The 15,422-nt window shown below is 65.6% G+C and carries 13 protein-coding genes and 1 pseudogene; 4 read left to right on the top strand and 10 right to left on the bottom strand.

The features are described from left to right. From VMJ11_RS25980 to VMJ11_RS26020, 9 genes are all read right to left on the bottom strand, one after another. A partial coding sequence (locus tag VMJ11_RS25980; RefSeq protein ID WP_325623127.1) for a transposase occupies window positions 1-358 on the bottom strand: 358 nt, incomplete at its 3' end. Between the two features lie 56 nt (window positions 359-414). Next, complete coding sequence (locus VMJ11_RS25985; RefSeq protein WP_325623169.1) at window positions 415-1,491, bottom strand: Ldh family oxidoreductase; 1,077 nt, start codon at window positions 1,489-1,491, stop codon at window positions 415-417. 84 nt (window positions 1,492-1,575) lie between these two features. Next, window positions 1,576-2,490: a dihydrodipicolinate synthase family protein gene (locus VMJ11_RS25990; RefSeq protein WP_325623129.1), complete on the bottom strand. Its 915-nt coding sequence runs from the start codon at window positions 2,488-2,490 to the stop codon at window positions 1,576-1,578. Window positions 2,491-2,667: 177 nt separating this feature from the next. Then, window positions 2,668-3,450, bottom strand: a complete 783-nt coding sequence (locus tag VMJ11_RS25995) for an AraC family transcriptional regulator (RefSeq protein WP_325623131.1) — start codon at window positions 3,448-3,450, stop codon at window positions 2,668-2,670. 88 nt (window positions 3,451-3,538) lie between these two features. After that, the gene (locus tag VMJ11_RS26000) at window positions 3,539-4,807 is read right to left on the bottom strand and encodes an FAD-dependent oxidoreductase (RefSeq protein ID WP_325623133.1); all 1,269 of its coding nucleotides are present in this window, start codon (window positions 4,805-4,807) and stop codon (window positions 3,539-3,541) included. Beyond that, window positions 4,804-5,076 carry a 2Fe-2S iron-sulfur cluster-binding protein gene (locus tag VMJ11_RS26005; RefSeq protein ID WP_325623135.1) on the bottom strand — a complete coding sequence of 91 codons (273 nt, stop codon included), beginning with the start codon at window positions 5,074-5,076 and terminating at the stop codon, window positions 4,804-4,806. The genes VMJ11_RS26000 and VMJ11_RS26005 overlap by 4 nt, the downstream gene beginning before the upstream one ends. Continuing rightward, the gene (locus VMJ11_RS26010; RefSeq protein WP_325623137.1) at window positions 5,069-6,244 is read right to left on the bottom strand and encodes an FAD-dependent oxidoreductase; all 1,176 of its coding nucleotides are present in this window, start codon (window positions 6,242-6,244) and stop codon (window positions 5,069-5,071) included. The genes VMJ11_RS26005 and VMJ11_RS26010 overlap by 8 nt, the downstream gene beginning before the upstream one ends. Continuing rightward, complete coding sequence (locus VMJ11_RS26015; protein ID WP_325623170.1) at window positions 6,226-7,185, bottom strand: 4-hydroxyproline epimerase; 960 nt, start codon at window positions 7,183-7,185, stop codon at window positions 6,226-6,228. The genes VMJ11_RS26010 and VMJ11_RS26015 overlap by 19 nt, the downstream gene beginning before the upstream one ends. A 118-nt stretch (window positions 7,186-7,303) precedes the next feature. Then, on the bottom strand, window positions 7,304-7,993 hold the full coding sequence (locus tag VMJ11_RS26020) for a TetR/AcrR family transcriptional regulator (RefSeq protein WP_325623139.1): 690 nt from the start codon (window positions 7,991-7,993) through the stop codon (window positions 7,304-7,306). A 64-nt stretch (window positions 7,994-8,057) separates the two neighbouring features. Between VMJ11_RS26020 and shc the strand changes: the two genes are divergently transcribed. Then, entirely contained in the window at window positions 8,058-10,094 is a 2,037-nt protein-coding gene (gene shc, locus VMJ11_RS26025; protein WP_325623140.1) for a squalene--hopene cyclase, read from the top strand. 3 nt (window positions 10,095-10,097) lie between these two features. Here the strand turns inward: shc and VMJ11_RS26030 are convergent. Continuing rightward, window positions 10,098-10,214 (bottom strand): annotated as a pseudogene (locus tag VMJ11_RS26030) (porin); the annotation flags it as partial. A 465-nt stretch (window positions 10,215-10,679) separates the two neighbouring features. On the opposite strand from VMJ11_RS26030, the gene VMJ11_RS26035 reads away from it, so the two are divergent. From VMJ11_RS26035 to VMJ11_RS26045, 3 genes are read left to right on the top strand one after another with little or no spacing between them, the layout of a single operon-like run. Then, window positions 10,680-13,535: a molybdopterin oxidoreductase family protein gene (locus VMJ11_RS26035; RefSeq protein WP_414694472.1), complete on the top strand. Its 2,856-nt coding sequence runs from the start codon at window positions 10,680-10,682 to the stop codon at window positions 13,533-13,535. Between the two features lie 13 nt (window positions 13,536-13,548). Beyond that, entirely contained in the window at window positions 13,549-14,415 is an 867-nt protein-coding gene (locus VMJ11_RS26040) for a 4Fe-4S dicluster domain-containing protein (protein WP_325623144.1), read from the top strand. Then, window positions 14,416-15,366: a dimethyl sulfoxide reductase anchor subunit family protein gene (locus tag VMJ11_RS26045; protein WP_325623146.1), complete on the top strand. Its 951-nt coding sequence runs from the start codon at window positions 14,416-14,418 to the stop codon at window positions 15,364-15,366. The last annotated feature ends 56 nt before the right edge of the window (window positions 15,367-15,422 follow it).

Raw genomic sequence — 15,422 nt, forward strand, 5'->3', positions numbered from 1 at the left:
CGGGCTGCATAGGCAGCACAACCTTCAGGGTCTGCGCTCGACGGCTCAAGGTCGTGTAGTTCGGCACTGGCAAGCCCGGATAGGCGAGTTTGCGCAGGCTGTGCGCGAAGCCCTGCACGGCGCGCAGAGGCAGACGAAAAACCTGTTTGAGCCCAAGCAGCATCTGGATCGCTGCATCGCTGTAGACACGCGGTCGGCCGCGCCTGGTCGGGCCAGCCTCGGACACCTGCGTCAGTACGCCTTCATCAATCCACATGGTTACATCGCCTCTTGCGATCAAGCCCGCGTTGTAATCCCGCCAGTTCCTGACGCGGTACACCCCTTTGGGTCCGCTTGCCCTGCGTTCGTCCTTGCGCATCTTCCCGGCGAAAAAAGCAGGAATCTACGCAGTTCGAAGCGAAGTTAACATCCTGGTCAACCCGAGCGTTGCGCGTAAACGTCAATCCGCCGCGAAGCTCTACGATTAGTGCAACAACGCCGTTTCAACACGTCGTCATATAGCTTGCGTGGTACTTTCACGCCATCGCGTTCGCTACGCTCGCGCGCTTCGAAGCGGCGTTGCGAAGGCAGGCGCGCGCCCTGCGCCGTGATGGCGGCGAAGAGCCGCTCCGCGCGCGCCTGACCAGCCGCGTGGCCGTCGCCGCCGAAACGCCGCGGATCGATGGCGATGATCAGTTCGCCATGGCAGGGGCTCGCGCCTGCACCTTCGTCGAAGGCTTGCGATTCCATGCTCGTGAGGTCGCCGATCAGCGCGCCCGCGAGCAGTTCGATCATGGCCGCGAGCGCCGAGCCCTTGTGGCCGCCGAACGTCTGCATCGCACCTTCCAGGGCGGCGCGGGCGTCGGTGGTCGGCTGGCCCTCGCTATCGAGCGCCCAGTGCGGCGGAATGGGTTTGTCCTCGCGCGCATGCAGTTCGATGTCGCCGCGTGCGATCGCGCTCGTCGCGAAGTCGAACACGAACGGTAGGCCGCCTTCGCGCGGCCACGCGAAGGCGAGCGGATTCGTGCCGAACACCCCGCGCGTGCCGCCTGCCGGTGCCACCCAGCTATGGCTCGGATTCATCGCGAGGCCCACGAGACCTTGCTCCGCGATGGCCTCGACTTCGGGCCACAACGCGGAAAAGTGGAAGCAGCGGTTGATGGCCATCGCCGCGATGCCCTGGCTGCGCGCTTTCTGCGCGAGCACGGGGAGGCCGGTTTCGAAGGCGAGCAGCGAGAAGCCGAAGTGCGCATCAACGGCTAGCATGCCGGGCGCGATATCGCGCAGCGTGGGCTCGGCGCGCGGGTCGACCTTGCCGCTCTTGAGCGAACGCGCGCAGACGAGCAGGCGATAGACGCCATGCGAGTGGCACTCGTCGCGCTGGCCCTGAGTGATGACGCGGGCGATCGCGTCGGCATGCGCCTCGGACATGCCATGCCGCAGCAGCACCGTGCGCGAGAGGGCGAAAACTTCGTCTAGCGTGAGGGCGACATGCGTGGGCGCTTCGGTCATCGCAGGAGTGGACATGTGGGAGTGCCTGAAAAAACGAACCGGGCCAGATCGGCCCGGTTTCTTCGATCCGGATTCGCCCGGCGTTTAGAGGCCGACGTCCGGCAGGGCGGGGCGAGTCGCGAGCGCCTTTGCGACGACCGCCTTCACGTGCGCGAGCGCCTCGCCTTCGAGCGCAAGGCGCGGCGGCCGCGTGAGCGCGCTGCCGCGGCCCACGAGTTCCTCGCACAGCTTGATGCATTGCACGAGGTCGGGGCGCGCGTCGAGATGCAGCAGCGGCATGAACCAGCGATAGAGCGCGAGCGCTTCGTCGAAGCGCTTTTGCTTGGCGAGGCGGAAGAGCGTTTCGCCTTCCTTCGGGAACACGTTCGACATGCCCGAAACCCAGCCTTGCGCGCCCACGGCCACGCTTTCGACCACTACGTCGTCGAGGCCCGCGAACAGCACGAACCGGTCGCCCACCGCGTTGCGCAAGTCGATGAAGCGGCGCGTGTCGCCCGACGAATCCTTGAAGCAGACAATATTTTCGCAGTCCTGAAGGGCGATCAGAATGTCGGGCGTCACGTCATTCTTGTAGATCGGCGGGTTGTTGTAGACCATCACCGGCAGGTCGGTGCTGGAAGCGACCGCGCGAAAATGCGCGGCCGTTTCGTGCGGCTTGGCGGAATACACGAGCGCCGGCATGACCATCACGCCGTCCACGCCCACGCGCGCGGCTTCGCGCACGGTCTGGCGCGCGAACTCGGTGGTGAATTCGGCAATGCCCGCGATCACGGGCACCTTGCCACCGGCCGCGTCGCGCGCGGCTTCGATCACGGCAAGCTTTTCCTTCGTCGCGAGCGACGTGTTCTCGCCGACGGTGCCGCACACCACGAGGCCCGACACGCCGTCCTTGACGAGGTTGCTCACCACCCGGTGCGTGGCGTCGACGTCGACCGAGAAGTCCGCCTTGAACTGGGTGCTGACGGCGGGAAACACCCCGCTCCACTGGATAGCGCTCACTGTGACTCACTCCTTGAATGCGTATCGGCTGCGCCGGTACCTGTTGAATGTGAGTTGAGTATCGCTGTCCAAAACGCTTGGCGCTTGGGGCCTTTCGCACCTCAAAGAGACGAAATCTGCATAGTCTGGCTATTCGAGGGTGAGTCAGGGAGAACCCTGGGCGCATGGCTGCGCCGCTCAGATGGCCGGCGGGGGCGCGTTTTCGGGCGTCTGCAGCAACGCGCGATACTGACTAGGCGTGATGCCCACGGTGGCCTTGAATTGCCGCGTGAACGCGCTGTGATCGTTATAGCCGCATTGCGTGGCGATATCGGTAATGCTCTGGTCGCTCGCCAGCAGCACCGAAGCCGCGTCGAGACGCGTCTTCAGCAGCATCTGGCGCGGCGTGAGATGGAAGATCTTGTGGAAGTAGCGCTCGATCTGCGCAACCGACATGTCGATGAGCGTCGCGAGGTGCGCGAGCTTGAGCGGTTGTGCATAGTTGTCCTGGATGTACTTCGCGGCGATGGCGAGCCGCTTGTAGGCGGGGTGCGTGCCTTCGGCAGCCTGCAGATCGCGCGAGATGCCCGCCACGCCAAGCACGCGAGCCCGCGCGTCGTGCAGCGGCACCTTCGAAGTGAGGCACCAGCCCGGCTGCCGGCCGGGATACAGATGCAGTTCGAGCTGATCGACGAGACTGCTGTCGAGCTTCACGACGGCCAGGTCCTGCTCGGTGTAGCTATGCCCGAAGCGCGAGGGAAAGACCTGCTCCGCCGTCTTGCCGAGCAGCGCGCGCTTGTCCTTGAAACCGCAGCGCGCGGCCAGCGTGGTGTTCGCGATCACGTAGCGCGCTTCATGATCCTTCACGAAGAACACGACGTCCGGCATGGCGTCGAACAGCGGTTCGAGCATGGCGAAATGCGCGACCATCTGCGCAAACGTGGCGTTTTCGAGGGCGGAGGGCAGGACCAGTTCGGGCATCGTGAAGCACAAGGGAGGGTCGACGGGAAACACTCATTGTGCCGTCTCGCGTGTGCTCGCGCATCCGCATCAATACGGTGTCCGGCGCTTATGGCTGGGTCTGTGCCTGCAGCAAGGTGTCGATGCGTGCCGGGGAGAACGGCGGACGCTGGCCGTTTTGCGGCCAGCCGAAGCAGAACGCGGCCGCCTCGCCGCAGATCTTGCCCTGGCAAGGGCCCATGCCGCAACGCGTTTGCAGTTTGGCGTCACGCCACGAAGCATGACGCGCGACGTCGCGATACGCGACGTCTTCGCAACGGCAGAACACGGTGTCGGGTTGCGCGAGCGTGCGCAGAGCGGGCGCCAGTTCGAACGCTTCGTGCAGGCGGGCGGCGAAGCGCCGGTAGCGCTCGCGCTCGCCGAACAGTTGCCGCGTGCCGGATGTGTCGCCAAGTGCAGCATGCGCCGCAATGCGCCCCTCCACAGCCGCGAGTTCCATGCCGCCCACGCCTGTGCATTCCCCGGCGGCATGGATATCGTCGACCGAGGTCTGCTGCCATTCGTTCACGGCTATCGCGGGCGAACCCGCTTGCGTCTCCAGTCTGCAACCGAGTGCCGCGCCAAGGCCGGTATTCGGCACGAGGCCATAGGCACACGCGAGCCGGTCGCAGGCGAGGAGCGCGTCGTCATTGCCGCGGCGCACGCGTACCTGCGTCACGCGCGACGTGCCGATCGCTTCGGCAACGTGCGCATCGCACCAGTACCGCGTCGCGCGCAGATCGAAGCGCATGCGCAGTGCCTGCGCGAGTTTCGCCGGCGTGTGCACGAGGCCAGCGGCAAATTGGCCCACGGCGCGCGGCGGCGCCTGCTCGACGAGGGCGGCGATCGTCGCGCCGTGCTCGCGCGCCGTCACGGCAGCGGCCCATAGCAGCGGCCCACTGCCGGCTATCACGATGCGCTCGCCGCACACTGGCATGCCACCCTTGATGAGCGCTTGCAAGCCGCCTGCGCCCGTGACGCCCGGCAAGGTCCAGCCGGGGTAGGGCAGGAAGCGCTCACGTGCGCCCGTGGCGATGATGAGTTTGCCGTAACCGAGCTTGAGCGCGCCGTCGGCGCGTTCGGCGAGCAGTTGCCGCTGCGGCAGGGCTTGTACGATGCGCGTTCCACTCAGCAGCGTGACGTTGGCGCGCGCCGAGTTGGCATCGAGTAAAGCGCGTGCGGGCCCTGTGGAGCGATGCTCGGGGCCCTGGCGCCAGATCTGGCCGCCGGGCAGCGCATTGTCGTCGACCACGCCTACGCGCGCACCGGCCTGTGCCGCCGTGCGCGCCGCGTTCAAGCCGGCTGGACCTGCGCCAATGATAAGGATATCGAAATTCATGGCGCGGCATTCCCGGTGACGACATTCATGCCTGCTGCGCAGACAGTCTGGCAAGCGAGCCGATGCGGCACGCCGTCAATGGTGACGCGGCATTCCTGGCAGATGCCCATGCCGCACAACGGCCCGCGAAGCGCGCCGTCCACGGAGCGCCGCGTAACGAGCGCCGCATGTTGCGTAATGGCCGCGATGGCAATGGCCGCCGCCACCGAGCTGCCTTGCGCGACGTTCACGTTGCGCCCGTCGACCGTCAGCGTAATGGATTCAGACATGGAGGGCCCCCTGCGCGGCAAAGCGGACGGGGAGATATGGCGTGGCATCGATACTGGCGGCGTGGCCCAGCAATTGCGCGGCAATCAGCTTCGCGGTGCCCAGCGCCGTGGTGACGCCGAGTCCTTCGTGCCCCGTGGCGAGCCACGTCGACGGATGGCTCTCGTCGTCAATGAACGGAGTGGCCGGGCCGATCAGCGGCATGCCGTCGCTCGTTGCCGGGCGAAAGCCGGTCCACGCGCGAATCGCGTTCAGCGACGGAAGTTGCGGCAGATAGTCGGCCGCTCGTTGCAGCATGCGAGCGAGAATCGCCGGTTCGACGGCCGGGTCGGTGCTGTCGAACTGGCGCGACGAGCCGATCAGCAGTTGCCCGGTGGGACGCGGCTGCACGTTGAACGCGACCGAGGTTCCGCTAGCGTTGTGTGCGCTCTTGATATAGCCGAGTTCGAGAATCTGATGGCGGATCGTGCCGGGGTAGCGGTCGGTGATGAGCAAATGCCCCTTCTTTGCTTGCAGCGGCAAGCCCGGTATCAGGTCGAGCGCTTGCAGTCCGCTTGCGACTAGCACCGCGCCCGCTGCGATCACTTCGCCGCTGGCGAGGTGCACGCCTTCGCGGTCGATGCGCGTGGCTTGCGTTTGCGTGCGGCAGGTAATGTGCCCGCTAACTGGTTGCTCGAGCAACCATGCCGAAACGGCGGGCGCATAGACCACGGCGTCGTCGTCGACGATCATGCCGCCCACCAGACCCTCGCGCAAGCCCGGTTCCGCTTCGCGCAGTTCGCGAGCGTCGAGCATCGAGCAAGCCACGCCATGGCGTTGCAGCGACTGCTGGCGCGCCTGCGCGAGCGCGTATTCCTCGTCGTCGGCGGCGACCCACAACGTGCCGCAGCGCACGAATGCGTGGCGCGCGTCGAGGCGCGGCGCAAGCTCGTGCCACAGCGTGCGCGACCAGGCGCTCAATGCGAATTCGGCGGGCGTGTCGTCCATCACGACGAGATGGCCCATGCCCGCGGCCGTCACGCCGCCGCCGCCGCCCGCGCGCTCGATGACGAGCACGTCGAGGCCGTTCGCGGCGAGTTCATGCGCGCACGCGGCGCCCACAATGCCCGCGCCGATCACGACGACATCGGGATGACCGCCCGAACGATCCATCACGCGCGAATGCCCCATGCGAACGGATCGTCATCGGAGAAAATTAGTTTTGACTCCGAGCTAATATGCGCGCTGCCGCGAATGCTCGGGCGCACCTGGCCCGGCGGGAGGTCCGCTCCGGTTTCGTAGCTCGCTTCGAACACGCTGCCGATAACGCTTTCCTGCCGCCACAGCGCGCCGGGCGCGAGCAGGCCGTCTGCGGCGAGGCAGGCGACTTTCGCGCTCGTTCCGGTGCCGCACGGCGAGCGGTCGTAGGCCTTGCCGGGACACAGCACGAAGTTACGGCTGTCCACGTCTTCGCGATCCGAATGCGCGAAGAGTTCGATATGGTCGATCAGCGCGCCATTCGCACCGGTGATGCCGTTCGCTTCGAGCGCCCGGCGCATGGCCCACGTGGCTTCGGTGAGCGCTTCGACGTTGGCGGCTTCGAGCGCCAGGTCGTGGTCGGCGACGAGGAAGAACCAGTTGCCGCCCCAGGCAATGTCGCCGTGCACGCGGCCGTAGCCGGGCACGGCGAGCGGCACCGCTTGCCGGTAGCGATACGCGGGCACGTTGCGCACAGTGACACTGTTGTCGTCGTGCAGTTCGGCTTCGACGACGCCCACGGGCGTCTCGATGCGATGCACACCGGGCGCAATGCGGCCGAGATACGCGAGCGACGCGATCAGGCCGATGGTGCCGTGCCCGCACATGCCGAGAAAGCCGACGTTGTTAAAGAAGATCACGCCGGCGGAGCAGGACGGGTCGTGGGGCTCGCAAAGCAGCGCGCCGACCATGACGTCCGAGCCGCGCGGCTCGTTGACGACACCCGCGCGCACGTGGTCGAAGTCGCGGCGAAAGACTTCGAGGCGTTCGGCGAGCGGGCCGTGGCCAAGGTCGGGGCCGCCCGAGATCACGAGGCGGGTGGGCTCGCCGCCCGTGTGGGAATCGATAACGGTGAGGGTTTTCATGCCGGTAATCGTAGGTCGCCCCATTTTGGCCGTCTTGCTCGAACGGCCCGCGCGCGATGACGATTTCGGCATAGTGCGCGGCGCCCGGCTGCGCCGCGCCCAAGGTGTACCCTGGCGCCCGGTATTGTCAGCGCTTCGCGAGCGCCAGTTGTTCCAGTTGGCGCACGACTTCGTCGCGCAGGCGCGGCGGCATGTTCTGGTAGCCGAGCAGGTCGGAGATCCACAGGCCGTCCGCGGCGAGGCGGCAGATCATCAGGCGGGCGGCGGCTTCGAGCGGCAGCGGGTCGGGGCGCGTCCACTTGCGCATGGGCGCGGCGTAGCGTTCGCGAATCGCGGGGTCGGTCATCATCGCGGCCACCAGCACGCGCAACACGTTGGTGCTGGCCGCCGGGCTCGCTTCGTCGATCGTGGTGTGCAGATACGCGCGCGCCGCGGCGCCGTGCTGCGGCGCGCCTTCGGCCACGCCCTTCTCGATACGCGCGTGCATCTGCTGCTCGAAGCGCTCCAGCGTCTGCTCGAACAGCGCATCCAGCAAGCCCTGCTTGTTGGCGAAGTGATATTGCAGCGCACCCTTGGTCACGCCCGCGCGCTCGGCCACCGCGTCGAGCGTCACGGCGGGCACGCCTTGATCGGTGGCGATATCGGAGGCGGCCTGCAGCAACTGCGCGCGCACCTGGACCGGGGCTTTCTTGCGGCGCGTTCCCGTGGTCGGCGCGGTGTCGCCGCGCGGGGCGACGGCGGCGGGAGGCACGGCGTCTGCTGCCTTCGTGCCGCGCCTGGTCGCGCGCGCCGGCGCCTTGACGGAGGAGTCTTTCATGGCGCCGATCATACCATCGCGAGCTTCGCGGCTAAACATTCCGTACGGATGGTATGATCCGCCGATGCAAAATTCCAACCTGCCTTTTTCCGCTTCCGTGGCCGCCATGGCATCTCTCGATGCGTCCATCGTGCGCGGCCGCGAAGCGCTCGCGCGGCGACAGGACGCCGATGGAAGCTGGTGCTTCGAACTCGAATCGGACGCCACGATCACCGCCGAATACATCCTCATGATGCATTTCATGGGCAAGATCGACGCGGTGCGCCAAGAGAAGATGGCGCGCTATCTGCGCGCGATCCAGCGTTTGCAGACGCATGGCGCATGGGATCTATACGTGGATGGCGCGCCCGATGTCTCATGCAGCGTGAAGGCGTACTTCGCGTTGAAGGCGGCGGGGGACGCCGCCGACGCGCCGCACATGGTGCGCGCGCGGGAGACCATTCTGAAGCTTGGTGGCGCGGCGAAATCGAACGTGTTCACGCGCATTCTGCTCGCCACGTTTGGCCAGGTGCCGTGGCGCGCCACGCCGTTCATGCCGATCGAATTCGTGCTGTTTCCCAAATGGGTGCCGATCTCGATGTACAAGGTCGCCTACTGGGCGCGCACGACCATGGTGCCGCTGCTCGCACTCTGCTCGCTGAAGGCGCGCGCGGCCAATCCGCATGGCGTTTCGATTGCCGAGCTGTTCGTCACGCCGGCTGGGCAGGAACGCGAATACTTTCCGCGCGGCAAGGGCATCCGCAGGCTCTTTCTCGCGGCGGACCGCGTCGTGCGGCACATCGAGCCGCTGTTGCCTCGCGCGCTGCGCCAGCGTGCGATCGCGCACGCCGAGGCCTGGTGCGCCGAGCGCATGAACGGTGAGGACGGCATGGGCGGCATCTTTCCGCCCATCGTCTACAGCTACCAGATGATGCAGGTGCTTGGGTATCCTGAGGATCATCCGCTGCGCCGCGATTGCGAGAACGCGCTGGAAAAGCTGCTCGTCGAGCGGCCGGACGGCAGCGTCTATTGCCAGCCCTGTTTGTCGCCGGTCTGGGACACGGCCTGGAGCACGATGGCGCTCGAACAGGCGCGCGCAGTCGTGCCGGCCGATCCGGCTTCGGCCTCCCTTTCCGACTGTGAACTGGGGCAGCGCATCGCGCGCGCGTACGACTGGCTAGCCGAGCGCCAGGTGGAGGACGTGCGCGGCGACTGGATCGAGAACGCGCAGCCCGACACGCCGGTTGGCGGCTGGGCCTTTCAATACGAGAACCCGTACTATCCCGACATCGACGACACCGCCGTGGTCGCGGCCATGCTGCACCGGCGCGGACGTGCGCAGGCGCGCGAGACGGGCGTCGATCCGTACGCCGTGCGGGTCACGCGCGCGCTCGACTGGATGCGTGGCCTGCAATCGCGCAACGGCGGCTTCGCGGCCTTCGACGCCGACTGCGACCGCCTCTATCTGAACGCCGTTCCCTTCGCGGATCACGGCGCCTTGCTCGACCCGCCGACCGAAGACGTATCGGGCCGCGTGCTGCTGTGCTTCGGCGTGACGGGCCGCGCCGAGGACAAGGCGGCGCTCGCGCGCGCGATCGAGTACGTGAAGGCGACGCAGCAGCCCGACGGCAGTTGGTGGGGCCGCTGGGGCACCAACTACATTTACGGCACGTGGAGCGTGCTGGCGGGCCTCGCGCTCGCGGGCGAGGACCCGAGGCAGCCGTATATCGCGCGTGCGCTTGCGTGGCTGCGTGCGCGCCAGCATGCGGACGGCGGCTGGGGCGAGACCAACGACAGCTATATCGACGCGCGCCTTGGCGGCACCAACGGCGGCGAGAGCGCGTCGAACTTCACGGCCTGGGCGCTGCTCGCGCAGATGGCGTTCGGCGACTGGGAGTCGGAGTCCGTGCGGCGTGGCGTGGCGTATCTGCTATCCGTACAGCAGGACGACGGCTTCTGGTGGCATCGCTCGCATAACGCGCCGGGGTTCCCGCGCATCTACTACCTCAAGTACCACGGGTATACGGCGTATTTTCCGCTGTGGGCGCTGGCGCGCTATCGGCGGCTCGCGGGGGCTGCGGTGGCCGTGCAAGTGGCGGAAGAAGCTACCGTTTCAGCTTGATCGGGATTTCTGGTTGCTGGCGTAGTCGAGACCGGCGTCGATCGTGCCGTACAGCGTGACGCTGCTTTGCGCATGAGCGCTCGCCGAGGCTGCCGTGGCTGCGAGCGCGAGGATGTTCAACTACGATTTCTTTATTTCGGTTCCGTAGAGAAGAATCGATAGCCTCGTATGCGAGAGAGCACCTTGATAAGGATTCCGATGCGAAACAATTCATGCGGTGTGACGGAACCGAGCATGTAGGCAAGGGCGATGACGCGAACGTGTACAAAGCGGCCAGAAAAATGAAGCTTCATTCAGTTTCGTGACAGGTTGAGTTCACGGTTGGACGGCGGCCCTGCCCGTCGCAGCCGCCCGAACCTGCGCCGCGTGGTAAATCCGCGCCAACGCGCCAACTATCGGAAACCGCGATGGCTGATATCCGAAATGCAAAGTTGAGTAGCCAATCACATGGGCCTACCATGGCTGCGCATAGATAGCATGCGCTGGCCACGCCCGGCCATGTGCCAGACGGAATGGAGGCCTCTCGTGGACCACGGCGCCCGAACACAAAACGAAAAGCTGGATATCAAGACCACGACCTGCTACATGTGCGCGTGCCGCTGCGGTATCCGCGTTCATATGCGCGATGGGGAAGTCCGCTATATCGACGGCAATCCCGAGCACCCGCTGAACCAGGGGGTGATCTGCGCGAAGGGGGCGTCGGGGATCATGAAGCAGTATTCGCCGGCGCGTCTCACCCAGCCGCTCATGCGCAAGCGCGACGCGGAGCGGGGCGCCGCGCAGTTCGAGCCGGTTTCGTGGGAGGTGGCGCTCGAGACCATCGAGAAGCGCCTCGCGCATCTGCGGGCAACCGACCCCAAAAAGTTCGCGCTCTTCACGGGCCGCGACCAAATGCAGGCGCTGACCGGCCTGTTCGCGAAGCAGTTCGGCACCCCCAACTACGCCGCGCACGGCGGTTTCTGTTCCGCGAACATGGCGGCGGGCATGATCTACACGATCGGCGGCTCGTTCTGGGAGTTCGGCGGCCCGGACCTCGACCGCGCGAAGCTGTTCATCATGATCGGCACGGCTGAGGACCATCATTCGAATCCGCTGAAGATTGCCATTTCGAAGTTCAAGCGAGCGGGTGGCCGATTCATCGCGATCAACCCGATCCGCACCGGCTACGCGGCCATTGCCGACGAGTGGATCCCCATTCGTCCCGGCACGGATGGCGCGCTCTTCATGGCGCTGATCCACGAACTGATCAAAGCCGACGCGTACGATCACGAGTTCGTCAAGCGCTACACCAACGCCGGCGAGCTGCTCGACATGCGAGCGGAGAGCGACACGTTCGGCCTGTTCGTGAAGGATCCCGCGCTGCCCGAGGGCAATCCGCTGTTCCCGCAGAATCACCTCTGGTGGGACGCGAAGGCCGGCAAGGCGGTGCAGCACCATGCGCCGGGCGTAGAGCCGGCGCTCGACGGCCGCTACGTGCTCGACGACGGCACGCCCGTCGCGCCTTCCTTTGCGCTGTTGCGCGAACGCATGGCCGAAACCACGCCGGAGTGGGCGCAGGAGATCACCGGCATCGCGGCGGAAACGATTCGCCGCCTCGCGCGCGAAATGGCGCAAACCGCGCGCGACCACAAGATCACGCTGCCGATCGAGTGGACGGATGCCTGGGGCGTGAAGCACGAGAGCGTAACGGGCAATCCCATTGCCTTTCACGCCATGCGCGGACTCGCCGCGCATTCGAACGGCTTTCAGTCGATTCGCGCGCTTGCGGTTCTGATGTCGCTGCTCGGCACCATCGACCGGCCAGGAGGCTTCCGGCACAAGTCGCCCTATCCGCGCGCGGTGCCGCCTTCGGCGAAACCGCCAAGCAGTCCGAACGACGTGAAGCCCAATACGCCGCTTCCGGCAGGCCCGCTCGGCTGGCCTGCGGCGCCCGGCGACCTCTTCATCGACGAGGCGGGCGAGCCGGTGCGCATCGACAAGGCTTTCTCGTGGGAATACCCGCTCGCCGTGCATGGCCTGATGCACAACGTCATCACGAATGCCTGGCGCGGCGACCCGTATCCGATCGATACCTTGTTGATCTTCATGGCCAACATGGCCTGGAACTCGTCGATGAACACGAGCGAGGTCCGCAAGATGCTGACCGATCGCGGGCCCGATGGCGAGTACAAGATCCCGTTCCTCGTTGTGTGCGACGCGTTCCAGTCGGAGATGACGGCATTCGCCGATCTGATCCTGCCCGATACGACCTACCTCGAGCGGCACGACGCGATGTCGATGCTCGACCGGCCGATTTCGGAATTCGACGGACCGGTGGACTCCGTGCGCGTGCCCGTGCTCCCGCCAACCGGCGAATGCCGGCCGTTTCAGGAGGTGCTGGTCGAACTGGCGAGCCGCCTGAAGTTGCCGGCCTTCACGACCGCGCAAGGCACGCGCAAGTTCAAGGACTATCCGGACTTCGTCGTCAACTTCACGACTGCGCCGGAATCGGGCGTTGGCTTCCTGATCGGGTGGCGCGGCAAGGATGGCGACAAGGCACTCGTGGGCGAGCCGAATCCCCGCCAGTGGGAGGAATACGCAAAGAACAACTGCGTCTTCCATTACACGTTGCCTGAAGAACTGCAGTACATGCGCGGCGTTAATGGGCCTTACCTGCAGTTCGCGGTAGAGAAAGGCTTTCGTAAGTACGCGGAACCAATCGTCATCCAGCTCTACTCGGACGTCATGCAAAAATTCCGGCTTGCCGCGCAGGGCAAAGCGGCCGGGCGCCAGCCGCCCGAGCACCTTCGCGCACGCGTCGAGCGTTACTTCGATCCGCTGCCTTTCTGGTATGCGCCGCTGGAACTCGCCACGACCGATCTCGAACGCTTCCCGCTGGCCGCCGTCACGCAGCGCCCCATGGCCATGTATCACTCGTGGGATTCGCAAAATGCGTGGCTGCGCCAGATTCACGGCGAGAACTATCTCTACATGAATCCGCGCATGGCGCAGGAAAACGGCATCGAGGACGGCGGCTGGATCTACGTCGAATCGCAATGGGGCAAGGTTCGCTGCATGGCGCGTTACAGCGAGGCAGTCGAGCCCGGCACCGTGTGGACATGGAACGCCATCGGCAAGGCAGCGGGTGCATGGAACCTGGGCCCCGATGCCAACGAATCACAACGTGGCTTCCTGCTGAATCACCTGATCACGGAAGAACTGCCGGCTGGCGATGGCGTGCGGCGCGTGTCGAACTCGGACCCGGTCACGGGGCAGGCTGCGTGGTACGACGTGCGCGTGCGAGTGTATCCGGCCGAGGCCGATGCGGATCATACGCTGCCGCAGTTCACCCCGATGCAGCCATTGCCGGGCTCCACGGGAACGGTGGAGCGAATTCAGGCGTATTTCGCGGGCAGTGGCAAGTTCGCCGCGCGCCTGCGCAATGTTGTGAAGCGCAAGTAAGGAGGACTCCAGAATGACACAAATGGCGCTGGTGATCGACCTGAACGTCTGTGTGGGGTGCCAGGCTTGCGTGACGAGCTGCAAGGAATGGAATACCTCGGGGCAGGCGGGGAGCCTTTCGGATGTGCGTCCGTACGATGCCGATCCGTCGGGCACCTTCTTCAACCGTGTGCAGACCTACGAAGCCGGCGAGTTTCCGGATTCGGACACCATTCACTTCCCGAAATCGTGTTTGCACTGCGAAGACCCGCCGTGCGTGCCGGTCTGTCCGACCGGGGCGAGTTTCAAGCGCAAGGAAGACGGGCTCGTGCTCGTGGACTACGACAAGTGCATCGGCTGCAAATATTGCTCGTGGGCCTGCCCATACGGCGCGCGCGAACTCGACGAGGAACGCAAGGAGATGACCAAGTGCACGCTGTGCGCGGACCGCATCTACAACGAGGCGCTGCCCGAGCGCGACCGCAAGCCGGCCTGTGTACTCGCATGTCCGACCTCGGCGCGCATTTTCGGCGACATTCACGATCCCGAGTCGGCGGCTTCCAAGGCGATTCAGGCGCACGGTGGCTATCAGTTGATGCCCGAGTGGGGGACGAAGCCCTCGAATCATTATCTGCCGCGCCGGAAGACGGAGAGCAGTTGCAGCAGTGGCTCTTGCGGATGCGGCAGCGGGGGATCGGTTGGGGCGGCCGTCAATGCGTTCGATTCCGGCGAGCCGATCGACCTCGTTGGCCTCGCGATTCGGCGCGGCACGCCCGCGATGTCGCGAGCAAGGGCGCTCGATGAGCAAATGGACACAGGCAAGCTCAATCTGGCGAGTCTTGCAACGCGAGTCAAGTCGCTATTTACGCGCGTGCGGCCCGCTGCGACGCAGGAGATTTAAATGAGACCCGCATTTTCCGTCGTTTTTCTGACCACGCTTTCGGGTGCGGGGCAGGGGTTGCTTGTCGCGCTGTTCTGTGTGGACTCGCTCGCCCGTTTGCATCCCGAGTGGGCGCCGTCGCTGAGTGTGCCGCAGCAATTCTACGTTTGCGGCGCGGCACTTGCGCTCGTGCTTGGCGTACTGGGGCTGTTGGCTTCGTTCTTCCACCTGGGCCATCCGGAACGCGCGTGGCGCGCGATCGCCATGTGGCGCACTTCGTGGCTCTCGCGCGAGTGCCTCGCACTGCCCGTGTTTCTCGCCACGACGTTCCTGTATGGACTGGCTCACTGGATGAACGCGCCCTGGTCGCTCGCCATGGGTGCGGTTGCGCTCCTCGCGAGTTTGGCTCTCTTTGTCTGCACGGCCATGATCTACGCGTGCCTGCGCTTTCTTCAGGAGTGGGCGACGCCGCTCACGCTCGTCAATTTCGTGCTGCTCGGACTGGCTTCGGGTTTCACGTTCGCGACCGCTTGCGCCGCGTGGCTGGCACCCGGGATCGTGCCGGCATTGGGGCTTGCCGCGTGCGTATTGACGGTGGCGGGTTGCGTGAGCCGCGTGGCGACGCTCGCTCGCAATGAACGGCTGCACCCGCGCTCCACGCTGCAAAGCGCCACGGGTATTCAATCCAGCAAGGTCAGGCAGATTTCGCGCGGCTTTACGGCAAGCGCCTTCAATTTGCGCGAATTTTTCCACGGCCAGTCCGACACGACGATGCAACGGGTCAAGTGGGGGTTTATCGTGTGCGCGTTCCTGGTGCCGCTGGCGCTGGTCGTGCAAGCGCTGCATTCGCTATCTGCGACGCAGCTGCTTGCGGCGTGTGTGATCCAGTATGCAGGGCTGGTCGCGGAGCGCTGGTTCTTCTTCGCGCAGGCGCGGCATCCTCAAAACCTGTATTACCAGCGCGCGGCCTGAGCCGTATACGTGCATCGGAGCCGTCCGGCCCCGATGCACGCAATTTCGTTTTCGGC

Origin of the sequence: Paraburkholderia sp., from assembly GCF_035501035.1 — a bacterium.
Lineage (GTDB): Bacteria > Pseudomonadota > Gammaproteobacteria > Burkholderiales > Burkholderiaceae > Paraburkholderia.

What these genes read in the sequence shown, in the direction of transcription:
- VMJ11_RS25985 (WP_325623169.1), bottom strand. Translation starts at nt 1,491, where the DNA reads ATGACCGAAGCGCCCACGCATGTCGCCCTCACGCTAGACGAAGTTTTC.
- VMJ11_RS25995 (WP_325623131.1), bottom strand. Translation starts at nt 3,450, where the DNA reads ATGCCCGAACTGGTCCTGCCCTCCGCCCTCGAAAACGCCACGTTTGCG.
- VMJ11_RS26000 (WP_325623133.1), bottom strand. Translation starts at nt 4,807, where the DNA reads ATGAATTTCGATATCCTTATCATTGGCGCAGGTCCAGCCGGCTTGAAC.
- VMJ11_RS26005 (WP_325623135.1), bottom strand. Translation starts at nt 5,076, where the DNA reads ATGTCTGAATCCATTACGCTGACGGTCGACGGGCGCAACGTGAACGTC.
- VMJ11_RS26010 (WP_325623137.1), bottom strand. Translation starts at nt 6,244, where the DNA reads ATGGGGCATTCGCGCGTGATGGATCGTTCGGGCGGTCATCCCGATGTC.
- VMJ11_RS26020 (WP_325623139.1), bottom strand. Translation starts at nt 7,993, where the DNA reads ATGAAAGACTCCTCCGTCAAGGCGCCGGCGCGCGCGACCAGGCGCGGC.
- shc (WP_325623140.1), top strand. Translation starts at nt 8,058, where the DNA reads ATGCAAAATTCCAACCTGCCTTTTTCCGCTTCCGTGGCCGCCATGGCA.
- VMJ11_RS26035 (WP_414694472.1), top strand. Translation starts at nt 10,680, where the DNA reads ATGTGCGCGTGCCGCTGCGGTATCCGCGTTCATATGCGCGATGGGGAA.
- VMJ11_RS26040 (WP_325623144.1), top strand. Translation starts at nt 13,549, where the DNA reads ATGACACAAATGGCGCTGGTGATCGACCTGAACGTCTGTGTGGGGTGC.
- VMJ11_RS26045 (WP_325623146.1), top strand. Translation starts at nt 14,416, where the DNA reads ATGAGACCCGCATTTTCCGTCGTTTTTCTGACCACGCTTTCGGGTGCG.